Consider the following 11,931-nt stretch of genomic DNA (forward strand, 5'->3'; position numbering starts at 1 on the left):
ACATTTTCCTCGTTGTGGGACGGGGAGAATTTATCCATATATTATTTTCAGAATCATTTAATGAATTATTTATGAAAGAGGGGTTTAAAAAGCTATGAAAAGGCTTGGGAAATGGCGTTTGCTACCTTTGATTGCGGTCATAGCACTACTAGCCGGGTGCGGTGAACCTTTCCTGTCCGCACTACAGCCGGCAGGTGAAGTTGCACAAATGCAATATGATTTAATGGTGCTAAGTACTTTAATCATGGTAGGAGTAATTGCAATTGTAACTGTAATATTTATTGTTGTAATGGTACGTTTCCGTCGGAAAAGTAAAGATGAAATCCCTAAACAGGTTGAGGGAAGTCACACATTGGAGATTCTTTGGACGGTTATTCCAATCTTATTATTATTAGTTCTGGCTGTTCCTACTGTATCGGCAACATTTAAACTTGCTGATGTTTCTTCAATGGAGAAAAAGAACGAAGACGGAAAATCGGATGCGCTTGTTGTGAATGTGCGTGCGAATCTTTATTGGTGGGAATTTGAATATCCTAATGAGGAAATTGTCACAAGTCAAGATTTAGTGGTGCCAACTGGTGAAAAGGTTTACTTTAATCTAAAAGCATCAGATGTTAAGCATTCATTCTGGATTCCTCCTGTTGGTGGGAAAATGGATACAAATACTGATAATGTAAACAAGTTCTGGCTTGAATTTGACCCTGCTAAGGCTGATGAAGCTGGAGGCATCTTCTATGGTAAATGTGCTGAACTTTGTGGACCTTCACATGCATTGATGGATTTTAAAGTGAAAGCTCTTCCACGTGCGGAATTTGATCAATGGATAGCAGATATGCAATCCGTTACAGAGCCAGTTCAGGCGGAAACTGCAGATGCACAAGCAGGACAAGAGATCTTTAATAACAGCTGTATTGGGTGTCACGCTGTAACACCTGCAAACACTACTCCAGAACAAGCTCGTATGGGTCCTAACTTAACTGACTTTGGTAATCGTACCCTTGTGGCGGGAATTCTAGAGCATAATGAAGAAAACATTAAAAATTGGCTGAAAGATCCTGAAAGTGTGAAGCCGGGGAATAAGATGACTGGCAAATATAACTTGTCTGATGAGGAAATTGATGCGGTAACTCAATACTTAATGGGCTTGAAGGTCCAAGAATAACAGAGGAAGAAATGGAGGTAAAACTGTGAGTACCTATGCTCAGAAAAAAGGGGTAGGCGCTGTTTTATGGGACTATTTAACCACTGTCGACCATAAGAAAATTGCTATCCTTTATTTGATAGCTGGTGGATTTTTCTTTGTGCTCGGTGGATTGGAAGCAATGGTAATCCGAATCCAGTTAGCTATACCAGATAATAACTTTGTAAGTGCAGGTTTTTATAATGAAGTTTTAACCATGCATGGAACGACAATGATATTCCTTGCTGCAATGCCGATTCTACTTGGATTTATGAATGCAGTTATGCCATTGCAAATTGGGGCACGTGATGTTGCGTTCCCATTCCTAAATGCATTAGGATTTTGGCTGTTTTTATTTGGAGGGTTATTCCTAAATCTTTCGTGGTTCCTAGGTGGAGCACCGGATGCAGGTTGGACGTCATATGCATCCTTATCACTTGCTTCCGAAGGACACGGAATTGACTTTTATGCACTTGGTTTGCAAATTTCAGGTTTTGGGACCTTGATTGGTGGAATCAACTTCCTGGTAACCATTATTAATATGCGTGCACCAGGTATGACTTATATGAGGATGCCATTGTTCACATGGACTACTTTTGTGGCATCTGCATTAATCTTATTTGCGTTCCCGCCACTAACAGTCGGAATTTTCTTTTTAACCTTTGACCGTTTGTTTGGGGCAAATTTCTTTGACCCGACTATGGGTGGAAACACAGTCATTTGGGAGCATCTATTTTGGATTTTCGGTCACCCAGAAGTTTACATTCTAATTTTACCAGCATTTGGTATTTTTTCTGAGATTATTTCAACATTCTCTAGAAAGCGTCTGTTTGGATATTCATCAATGGTCTTTGCGACAGTATTGATTGGATTCTTAGGATTCATGGTTTGGGCTCACCATATGTTTACAACTGGATTAGGTCCGATTGCAAACTCCATTTTTGCAGTAGCGACAATGGCAATTGCTGTACCGACTGGAATTAAGATTTTTAACTGGTTGTTTACGATGTGGGGAGGCAGTATTAGATTCACCACTCCTATGTTGTACGCTGTTTCATTTGTACCATCGTTCCTATTGGGGGGAGTAACAGGTGTTATGCTTGCTGTTGCTGCGGCAGACTACCAATACCATGATACTTACTTTGTTGTAGCTCACTTTCACTACGTTATTGTAGGTGGTGTTGTTCTTGCGATCCTTGCTGCAACCCATTTTTATTGGCCAAAGATGTTTGGAACAATGTTAAATGAATTCTTAGGAAAAATTACTTTCTGGTTATTCCTAATTGGTTTCCATTTGACATTCTTTATTCAACACTTCCTTGGATTGATGGGGATGCCACGTCGTATTTTTACATTCCTTCCGAATCAAGGACTTGAGGTAGGAAACGTTGTTTCAACTGTTGGTGCCTTTTTCATGGCCATTGCAGTTATCATCTTGTTAATTAATATTGTTATTACTAGTGTTAAGAACGTTAAGGTAGGAAATGACCCATGGGGAGATGGACGTTCGCTTGAATGGGCGATTGCTTCACCACCACCATTTTATAACTTCAAGCAGCTTCCGTTAGTTCGTGGATTGGATCCGTATTGGATTGAAAAAATGGAAGGGAAGAAAGAGATGACTCCCGCAGAGCCACTTGGGGATATTCATATGCCAAATAACTCCTTTATTCCATTTATGATTTCACTTGGATTATTCATTGCTGCCTTTGGAGCGATGTACCGTTTGGATTATTCATGGGGACTTCCAGTTTTAATCCTTGGATTGCTAGTTACATTGCTTTCTATGTTCACACGTTCAATCAAGGATGACCACGGTTTTCATATTCATAAAGAAGACCTGATTGATGAAGATAAGGGGAGGAAGGCATAATGCACGCTGAAGAAAAAATGACAAATGAAACATGGCCTGCGTCGCCTGAGAAAGCAACCCTTGAAGCGAAAAATAAATTTTTAGGGTTCTGGTTCTTTTTGGGGGGAGAGACAGTATTATTCGCCTCTCTCTTCGCAACCTACCTAGCCTTAAAGGATAAGGTTCCTACAGCAGATCACGCACTTTCCAAAGATTTGTTTGAGATGCCACTCGTTTTTCTTATGACCATGTTGCTTTTAACAAGTTCACTAACAAGTGTTTATGCAATGCACCATATGAAAAACTTTGAGTTTAAGAAAATGCAGCTTTGGTTAGGTATTACTGTTCTGTTAGGGCTTGCTTTCCTTGGTTTTGAGATTTATGAGTTTAATCACTACGTACATGAATATCATCATAGCTTTACTAGTAGCGCATTCGGATCGGCATTTTATACACTAGTAGGCTTCCACGGTGGTCACGTTGCCTTCGGTTTGTTATGGATTATTGTCTTAATGATTCGCAACTCGAAGCGAGGATTAAGCTTATACAATGCACCAAAATTTTATTTAGCTAGTCTTTACTGGCACTTTATCGATGTTGTTTGGGTATTTATCTTTACAGTCGTATACTTAATGGGAATGGTGGGATAAACTGATGGCAAATCAACAGTCTACTTCAGAAAACCCAAGAGTTGACCTTGACTATCGACGCAAAAAAAATGCTGAGGATATGAGATACCAGGTTATTACCTTTTCTCTAATGATTTTTCTAACGTTAATTGCGTTCGCAGCAGTCGGATTTGGTGATCTATCCAACTGGTTCGTAGTACCATTCATCCTGCTCTTGGCGGTCGTTCAAGTAATTTTTCAACTGTATTATTTTATGCATATGAGCCATAAGGGTCATGAAGCTCCACAACTATTCCTTTATTCAGGAGTACTTGTAGGGTTCATTACGGTCCTAGCTTTTATGACAATCATTTGGTGGTAAATAGGGAAAATAGGAAAAAAATCGGCAACCATGCCGATTTTTTTTCATTACCTTGACTTACGCTCTTGAAAAAGAAAAACAACTCTGTTTCATTGCGGTTACTTAGTTAGAACAGGTATAATGAATGAAAAAGCTTTTCTATTAATTATGAGGTGATTTATAATGTTTTCTCTTGATTTGTTTGGTTTTAGAGCAAACTGGAGCCCTTTTTATTTAGCTAGTCTAATAATTATTTTGGCTATTTATTACCTACTGGTGTTTAAATACTATCCACGTTTTAAAGATAGCGAAAGAGGAACATTGAAACAGTCTTTGTTCTTTACAACTGGAATTATCCTACTCTACGGAGTGAAAGGGTCTCCACTAGACTTACTAGGGCATATCACCTTTTATGCTCATATGATTCAAATGGCTACACTATATCTTGTTATTCCGCCATTGCTCATATTTGGTTTGCCTAACTGGATTTGGAGAGGAATTATCAATAAACCTATTATAAAACCATTATTTTCGCTTATGACTAAGCCCTTGATAGCACTGGTATTGTTTAATGGGATATTTTCTTTTTATCATATTCCGTTAATATTTGATGTGATAAAAACGGATATGTGGTTGCATGCCGGTTATACTACGCTGTTATTTGTGTTAGCCATTGTGATGTGGTGGCCATTGCTTAATGTTTTACCTGAACAACAATCTCTATCAGGCTTGAAGAAGGTAGGGTATATTTTTGCAGATGGCATTCTATTAACACCTGCATGTGCATTAATTATCTTTGCTGATACACCAATATACGCAACTTTTTCAGATCCCAATGCATGGGCACAAGCACTGGCTCTCTGCGTACCTGCTTCGACACTATCTATGTTGAACCTTAGTGGTCCGGAGATGTTTAGTTCACTCTCCTTACTAGAGGACCAGCGTCTTGGCGGAGTTGTGATGAAGATTATTCAGGAAATCGTGTATGGAGTTGTCCTTGCGTATGCCTTCTTTAACTGGTACAACAGTGAACAGGAAAAGGAAAAAGAGGAACTAGCACTATACCGTCAACAGCATCCACAGCCAACAGAGTAAATCAGAAAGAAAAATATTACAACGAAAGAAAGAGGAAAATAAGTATGGGGAACCTTCCAATTCTTCCAACTATTAGCACTACGTTTATTGTGTTAAGTGCGATCACAGTCGCGATTGGCTGGTGGCAAATTAAACAGCGAGAAATAGAGAAGCACAGGAAAACAATGACACTAGCAGGAATCTTTGCGGTCATTTTCTTTATAATTTACGCTTCTAGAACCTTGTTCTTAGGCAATACTTCCTTCGGGGGTCCAGATGATATAAAAATCTATTACACGGTGTTCCTAATTTTCCATATTTCGCTTGCTACTGTGGGGGCGGTCTTAGGTATTACTTCCCTTTGGACTGGGTATAAACAGCGACTTGGCTTCCACCGAAAATTAGGACCAGTGACGAGCATTGTCTGGTTTTTTACTGGAATCACAGGTGTTGCGGTTTATTTACTATTGTATGTTTTTTATCATGGAGGAGAGACAACCTCTCTTATTAAAGCGATATTGGGTGGTTAATAGAATAGTGTGGTTATTAAAAATGCTGCCAAATGGCAGTTTTTTTTTTGCATAAAAAAGAACCGGACATTAAGTCCGGTTTTATATTTTAAAATTCATTTTGATAATGCCGGCTTCTCTGGCTGTGTTAAAGGCAATAATCAATAGTGGACCGACAATAAATCCAGCCATACCTATCAGTTTTAAACCTAGGTACATCGCAATTAAAGTTGCAAGTGGAGATAAACCAATATGTGTTCCCATTACCTTAGGTTCTACAGTTCTCCGAATAATTAAAAGAACGGCAGCCAAGATAGCAAGCTTGGTACCAATCACAATGTCTCCAGCTAAAAGATGGAATATAGCCCAAGGACCCAGTATAACAATGGACCCAATGATAGGAATGAAGTCTATTAGCCAAATAATCAGTGACATAAATAAAGCGAGTTCAGGGACTATCAATAAAAGTCCTAAAAAAGACACCACAAAGATAATGACACTCACTAGGAATTGAGCTTTAAAGAAACCGGTAATTACATTGGAGAGACGCGATGTCATGAAATTAACCTTTTCAGCAGTTCTTTCTGACAAAAAGCTATAGAAACCATTCCTAAGTCTCGGTAAGTCAAGAAGGAACAGGAATAGGGCAATTAAATAAACTAAAAAGCTAACTAGAAAGTTCGGAATGTTTGTAAGAAGAGCTTTCAAATTATTGATGTTAATAAAGGCAAGTAAATCATCTCTTGCATTCAGTAAAAATTCCTCGCCACGGTCGTTAACCTCATGTACCAATTCATCTGGGAAATCTTTAGCTGCTTCAACAAATCGATCTTGTGCATCAAACCAAGCATTCGTAATATCATTGATGTACCTTGGTGCATTTTCGACAATATTTATTGCCTCGGTAATAACTTTGGTTGTAATAAAATACCCTGATAAACCAATCAAGATTAGAAAACCAATAAAGATGATGATAACGGCAAACTTGCGGCCGATATTTGTTCTCCTTTTGATAAAACGAACCAGTGGTTCAAGAATGATTGCTGTAAATAACGCACTAATCAATGGAACAGAAACAGGGAGTATAATGTAGAAAAGTAAGGCTATTAGGATAATAGCGATTAGAATGGATATATTCCTTTTTGTAACAAATCTAGTCAAGTTGGACCCCTTTCTAAACGATAGGTTAACTTTTATAAAATTTTATGAGTACCTTTATTATAGTATTATTTTAATTAATACGCCATGAACTTTTCAGATAAGCATACATTATCTGAAAAACTCAAAAAGAAAGACGCATCTCTGCGTCTTTCTTTTTGAGTTTAAAGAGCAAATTTCTCTACTGCTTCTTTTACGTCCTTAAGGACCTTTTCACACTGACTTACAAGTGATTTAGGGAAGTGTTCGTTCTCTCCATACTCAACACCGTGTGGGTAATAATGTTTCCCAAGAAGTGGCTCCATTAACTGAATGACAGCTTTATGAGCACCAACATCTCCTTCAACTGCATACCCTTGCAGGCGAAGATAGTATGTACCCTCTTTTAAATCAAACCTACGGTCATAAGTGACTCTTTCATAATCCCATTGCCCATGACGCTCTAGTCCATAATCAGGCAATACTTCGTCTAACCTGTTTAGATCGGCTTTTAAATTTTCCAATCCGGTCTTTTCAAAAATCATCCTCAACCCTCCTAAAACACATAGAAGCAATATGCTACATAATGGTAAACCCATCTCCTTATCAATAATAGTAAAAATAATCAAAAGTTGCAATGTATTAAGCGGGCATAAATCGTTTTTTAACGGAGAATCTAAAAGAAGTAGATAATATTATGCGAGGGGATGATAGAAATGGGTAAAATTCGTGAGATTATGACCACGGATGTGGAAACTTGCACATTACTTGACAATGTATATGAAGTTGCAGTGAAAATGAAAGAAAATAACGTAGGAGCTATCCCAATTGTGGATGGAGAAAAATTAGTGGGGATGATCACAGATCGAGATATCGTACTTCGCGGAATTGCTGAAAAGAAGCCACCGTCTTCTAAGGTTGAAGTAGTCATGAGTGAACACTTAGTGACGATTACTCCTGATACGTCTACCGAAGAGGCAGGAAGGGTAATGGCAGAGCATCAAATTCGCCGATTACCAATTGTTGAAGGAGATAAACTCGTGGGCATAGTCGCTCTTGGTGATTTTGCCATTAACCCTAAAATGGATAATCAAGCTGAAGTCGCACTATCTGAGATATCCGAACATGATCAAAACCAGCTTCAGTAGATGAAATAGTGCTGTTCCGTGTGCGGAGGATTAGACGATACGTCTAGAAAGCGGTTCTTTAACACTCTGGACGGTTCGGCTTAAACTCCTGAAGAAAGTTGTTCTTTTGCCTTCTAATAAGGTGTAGCTCATGATGTTGAAGGGCAAGCGTAGTAGAAAGTGGTGAAATAGGCAAGGCCACAAGGGACGAGTGCTAAGTGGGGTTACTCCTTTAGGATGGGTTCTTGCATAGAAATGAGTGAAGCGAATGGTTAAACCATTCGCTATTTTTTTATGATAAAAAAACTTCCTGTAGCATGTGCAATCTTCTTCCCGTCATCACGTTCTACCTCGGCTTCCATAACCATTGTCTTAGACCCGCGATGAACAATTCTAGCCTTACAAGTAATATGGCTTCCGATACCGGGAGCAAGGTAATGGATGTTTAGTTGGTTCGTGACAGCCGCTTGTCCTTCCGGTAGTACCTTATTAACCATTATTCCCATTGCTGTATCTAGGACAGTTGCAGTGATTCCCCCATGGAGAATATCAAGATTGTTGTTCACTAGTGATGAAAGTGGAAGGGTAAGTTCAAATGTATCTCTTTCAGGATTCCGCTTCATTTGTAAAATATGTCCGATGTAAGTTCCGTTCTCACTTTCAAGTTTTCTTTTGACACCGGAAAGGATGTCCTCAATGATTTTTGTATCATTTTCATCTGCTATTTGCAAGCAATCGTCTAAAAGTTGATGTAACGCTTGATTTTTCATCTGATACCCTCTTTCTTATATGTACTTTTGTACAAAACTCATTGAACATTTTATCCTAGATTCACGGGTAGGTAAAACTCATAGTGAAGAAAAAAGGGTCTACATTCACATTTTTTACAGGAACACATAAATTATGGTAGGCAAGTGTAACGAGGTGAGGTGACGAACATGACCAATAAAGGTAAAGTGATACATCCATCTATTCAGCAATTTAAAATGTTTGTCAAAGAAAATCCTGGGCTAATAAAGGAAGTAAGAAATGGAAATGTGACTTGGCAAGAGCTCTATGAAGAATGGTATTTGCTAGGAGAAGAGGATTCTAAGTGGGACTCATACCGTGAGGGGAATCAGGTAAGTCAAAAGCAAGAAGACACCAAGGAACAGGAAAAAAGCGGAGAGTGGATGTCGAAAATTATCAATACAGTTAAAAACATGGATCAAGAGCAACTCCAAGGCCAAATTGGAAACATTAGTCAAGCGATTGCTGCAATACAAGGGGTGCTCTCGCAGTTTCAGGGAAATCAGCCATCTAAACCTCCAGCTAAACGTGATGCTCCTCAAAGCCCATTTTCGTTTAGAAAAGATTAAAGGAGTCCGAAATGAGAAAAGATGTGCTTGAACATATCCAAAAACAAAAGGATTTACATGAATTTATCCGAATACATCCGAATTGGTATCGGAAATTGGCAAGAGACCCGAGGGAGCTCTATACAATGGAAATTGCATCACTCCATTTTTATGAAAAGACGATTCCTCATCAAGTACAAAAATTTACTAATAGTGTTCAAATGGCTTCCATGATGATGCATATGTTTGCCAATATGAATTCACAATCTTAAGCTTCTTTGCTGCAAAAGAAGCTTATTTCTTTTATTAATATCGGTTTATGGGTGAATAGGTTTATCTTTTAATTGAAACCTTCGCTTTTCATACTCTTTCATGGTAAAATATGAAACGGAGGTGGGCGAATCGTGCTTGCTACAATCGAAAGAATTGAACTTTTGGAAAAAGCAGAAGAGCTTGTTCAAATGGTCCTAGATTCGGATATAGCTGAGAACTATCGGCAATGTTTATATAGAGTAAAATCAAGCAAGGAAACACAAGCAAAAGTGAAAGCTTTTGTTAAGATGAAAGAACGCTATGAAGAGGTTCAGAGATTCGGTAGATATCATCCTGATTATAAAGAGGTGATGGGCCAAATCCGTGTTCTTAAACGAGAAGTAGATTTGGATGATGCTGTGGCCGAATTTAAGAGAGCAGAAAATGATCTACAAGGCCTATTAGATGAAATTAGTGTTCTTGTTGGTCGCTCTGTGTCTGAAAGTGTTAAGGTCCCTACGGGGAATCCATTTTTTGACACAGGCTCCTCATGCGGTGGTGGCTGCGGAAGTGGCGGAAGCTGTGGTTGTTCTTGAGTATGGATTATTTCCATACTCTTTTTTTGTCCGGTTCGGGCTTTCTCAGTTGAGATACTCTAGGATATATGCGCTGAACAGGGCGTTACCGCTCTTCTTTGTATGATCGTATTCTTCCTTAGAGTGATTGTAAAAGTAAGGTCCTGTATGCTAAACTATGGAAAAGCGTGTTCTGAAGGGGAAAGAATATGATAGGTCAAAGACAAGGAATTATCGTCTGGCTTTATTCGTTAAAACAAGCCAAGATGTTAAGAAGATTTGGAAATGTTCATTATGTGTCGAGAAAGCTTAAGTATGTTGTATTATATTGTGATCTTGAGGACACGGATGCACTTATACAGAAAATTAGTGCATACTCCTTTGTTAAAAAGGTTGAGCCATCCTATAAGCCCTATTTAAAGGTACAGTTTGAAAACAAGGCTCCAGACAAAGCAAAAGAATATGACTATAAGATGGGAATCTAATGAAGCGCTAGGCGTTCGTCCAATAGACGAAGAGCTTGCGCTTTTTTACTGATGACACTTCTCCTGTCGACGTTTGTTGAGATATTTAAAGAAAAAAAAGAAACCCTGCATAATCTGCAGGGTCCTTCTATATCCCTCTATTGGGATAGAAGGCAAAGGGAGAGGAGAAACCGGAGGAAGAACTTATGGGGAAACGTAAGTCTTCTCCGCGGTTGGCAACAACATCCTCAAATTGATGTTGTTACTTACATTATTTCCATAAAGGACCAGCTTATACACTTTTTGATTATATTTTTTCACATGTGGTAGGATAAGGTAGAAATGACTTAAGGAATGAAGGGGTTTAGTAAATGAGGGTTGTATCAGGCGTCTTAAAAGGACGGGGATTGAAAGCAGTCCCGGGGAACTCTACAAGACCAACTACCGATAAGGTAAAAGAAGCGATATTTAATATGATTGGACCGTACTTTAATGGTGGAATCGGTTTGGACTTATTTGCAGGTAGCGGTGGTCTTGGAATAGAAGGGCTCAGTCGCGGCTTAGAAAAAGTTATTTTCGTCGATTTAGACCGAAAGGCAATACAGACGATTAAAGAAAACTTACGTGATTGTCAGTTAGAAGATCAGGCTGAAGTATATCGAAATGAGGCGTCTAGAGCACTTAAGGCAGTGAGTAAAAGAGATATTTGCTTTGATTATATCTTTCTAGATCCACCTTATAAAAAACAACAATTAATTAAGCTGATGGAAATGATGGATTCCGCCACCTTGTTGAGTGACAATGGGGTCATCGTTTGCGAACATGGTTCTGAAACACAACTCCCTATTAAAATTGGTAGATTTAAGCAAAAGAGGCATGAAGAATATGGTATTATTGGAATTACAGTATTTACATATAACATGAACAATGAGGGGGAAAATTTAAATGACTAGCATTGCCGTCGTTCCAGGGAGCTTTGATCCAATTACCTATGGGCACTTGGATATCATTACAAGAGCAGCTAAGGTTTTTGATGAGATTTATATTTCTGTTTTGAATAACTCATCTAAGAGCCCATTATTTACTGTAGAAGAAAGAATGGAACTTATTAAGCAAGTTACAAAAGACATCCCAAATGTAAAAGTAGATACTTTCCATGGTCTACTAGTCGAGTATGCTGCAACAGTTAATGCAAGTGCGATTGTCCGCGGATTAAGGGCAGTTTCGGATTTTGAATATGAGATGCAGATTACTTCAATGAACCGATTATTAGATAAAGGGATAGAGACTTTTTTTATCATGACGAATAACCAATACTCTTTCCTAAGCTCGAGTATTGTAAAAGAAGTTGCGCAGTACCATGGTGAAATTTCTGAATTAGTTCCACCTGAGGTGGAAGAAGCGTTAAATAGCAAATTTCCAAAATAAGCAAAAGCGAGCCTAAAGCGGCTCGCT

General features: G+C 38.6%; 16 protein-coding genes. 13 read left to right on the forward strand and 3 right to left on the reverse strand.

Going from position 1 to position 11,931, the window contains the following annotated elements; genetic code table 11:
• The first annotated feature begins 94 nt into the window (after positions 1-94).
• From coxB to H0185_RS13210, 6 genes are all read left to right on the forward strand, one after another.
• On the forward strand, positions 95-1,162 hold the full coding sequence (gene coxB / locus H0185_RS13185; protein WP_221873963.1) for a cytochrome c oxidase subunit II: 1,068 nt from the start codon (positions 95-97) through the stop codon (positions 1,160-1,162).
• A gap of 25 nt (positions 1,163-1,187) precedes the next feature.
• Positions 1,188-3,053 (forward strand): cytochrome c oxidase subunit I, encoded by a 1,866-nt coding sequence (ctaD, locus tag H0185_RS13190; RefSeq protein ID WP_221873964.1) that lies wholly within the window; start codon positions 1,188-1,190, stop codon positions 3,051-3,053.
• A complete protein-coding gene (locus tag H0185_RS13195; protein ID WP_221873965.1) occupies positions 3,053-3,682 on the forward strand; it encodes a cytochrome (ubi)quinol oxidase subunit III in 630 nt (209 codons plus the stop codon). Before ctaD ends, H0185_RS13195 begins: the two co-directional genes overlap by 1 nt.
• A 4-nt stretch (positions 3,683-3,686) precedes the next feature.
• Positions 3,687-4,022 (forward strand): cytochrome c oxidase subunit IVB, encoded by a 336-nt coding sequence (gene ctaF, locus H0185_RS13200; RefSeq protein WP_221873966.1) that lies wholly within the window; start codon positions 3,687-3,689, stop codon positions 4,020-4,022.
• Between the two features lie 162 nt (positions 4,023-4,184).
• Positions 4,185-5,096 carry a cytochrome c oxidase assembly factor CtaG gene (gene ctaG, locus H0185_RS13205; protein ID WP_221873967.1) on the forward strand — a complete coding sequence of 304 codons (912 nt, stop codon included), beginning with the start codon at positions 4,185-4,187 and terminating at the stop codon, positions 5,094-5,096.
• A 44-nt stretch (positions 5,097-5,140) separates the two neighbouring features.
• Positions 5,141-5,605, forward strand: coding sequence for a DUF420 domain-containing protein (locus H0185_RS13210; protein ID WP_221873968.1), 465 nt, complete (start codon positions 5,141-5,143; stop codon positions 5,603-5,605).
• An 81-nt stretch (positions 5,606-5,686) separates the two neighbouring features.
• Here H0185_RS13210 and ytvI read toward each other — a convergent pair whose 3' ends face one another.
• Both ytvI and H0185_RS13220 read right to left on the reverse strand, forming a co-directional pair.
• Positions 5,687-6,745, reverse strand: coding sequence for a sporulation integral membrane protein YtvI (gene ytvI / locus H0185_RS13215; protein ID WP_221873969.1), 1,059 nt, complete (start codon positions 6,743-6,745; stop codon positions 5,687-5,689).
• A gap of 161 nt (positions 6,746-6,906) precedes the next feature.
• Positions 6,907-7,266 (reverse strand): YugN family protein, encoded by a 360-nt coding sequence (locus H0185_RS13220; RefSeq protein WP_221873970.1) that lies wholly within the window; start codon positions 7,264-7,266, stop codon positions 6,907-6,909.
• Between the two features lie 171 nt (positions 7,267-7,437).
• Here H0185_RS13220 and H0185_RS13225 point away from each other — a divergent pair, with 171 nt between their 5' ends.
• Positions 7,438-7,869: a CBS domain-containing protein gene (locus tag H0185_RS13225; RefSeq protein WP_221873971.1), complete on the forward strand. Its 432-nt coding sequence runs from the start codon at positions 7,438-7,440 to the stop codon at positions 7,867-7,869.
• Positions 7,870-8,132: 263 nt separating this feature from the next.
• Here the strand turns inward: H0185_RS13225 and H0185_RS13230 are convergent, their stop codons facing one another.
• Positions 8,133-8,618 carry a PaaI family thioesterase gene (locus H0185_RS13230; protein ID WP_221873972.1) on the reverse strand — a complete coding sequence of 162 codons (486 nt, stop codon included), beginning with the start codon at positions 8,616-8,618 and terminating at the stop codon, positions 8,133-8,135.
• Between the two features lie 168 nt (positions 8,619-8,786).
• Here H0185_RS13230 and H0185_RS13235 point away from each other — a divergent pair, with 168 nt between their 5' ends.
• The 6 genes from H0185_RS13235 (at position 8,787) to coaD (ending at position 11,904) form a co-directional block, all read left to right on the forward strand.
• Positions 8,787-9,206, forward strand: coding sequence for a YlbD family protein (locus tag H0185_RS13235; RefSeq protein WP_221873973.1), 420 nt, complete (start codon positions 8,787-8,789; stop codon positions 9,204-9,206).
• An 11-nt stretch (positions 9,207-9,217) separates the two neighbouring features.
• The gene (locus tag H0185_RS13240; protein ID WP_221873974.1) at positions 9,218-9,457 is read left to right on the forward strand and encodes a YlbE-like family protein; all 240 of its coding nucleotides are present in this window, start codon (positions 9,218-9,220) and stop codon (positions 9,455-9,457) included.
• A gap of 132 nt (positions 9,458-9,589) precedes the next feature.
• Positions 9,590-10,033, forward strand: a complete 444-nt coding sequence (locus H0185_RS13245) for a YlbF/YmcA family competence regulator (RefSeq protein WP_221873975.1) — start codon at positions 9,590-9,592, stop codon at positions 10,031-10,033.
• A gap of 188 nt (positions 10,034-10,221) precedes the next feature.
• On the forward strand, positions 10,222-10,497 hold the full coding sequence (locus tag H0185_RS13250; protein ID WP_221873976.1) for a YlbG family protein: 276 nt from the start codon (positions 10,222-10,224) through the stop codon (positions 10,495-10,497).
• A 350-nt stretch (positions 10,498-10,847) separates the two neighbouring features.
• The gene (gene rsmD / locus H0185_RS13255) at positions 10,848-11,429 is read left to right on the forward strand and encodes a 16S rRNA (guanine(966)-N(2))-methyltransferase RsmD (protein WP_221873977.1); all 582 of its coding nucleotides are present in this window, start codon (positions 10,848-10,850) and stop codon (positions 11,427-11,429) included.
• A complete protein-coding gene (coaD, locus tag H0185_RS13260) occupies positions 11,422-11,904 on the forward strand; it encodes a pantetheine-phosphate adenylyltransferase (RefSeq protein WP_221873978.1) in 483 nt (160 codons plus the stop codon). Before rsmD ends, coaD begins: the two co-directional genes overlap by 8 nt.
• Positions 11,905-11,931 lie beyond the last annotated feature (27 nt).

The organism is Mesobacillus maritimus (genome assembly GCF_019749255.1).
Lineage (GTDB): Bacteria > Bacillota > Bacilli > Bacillales > Cytobacillaceae > Mesobacillus_B > Mesobacillus_B maritimus_A.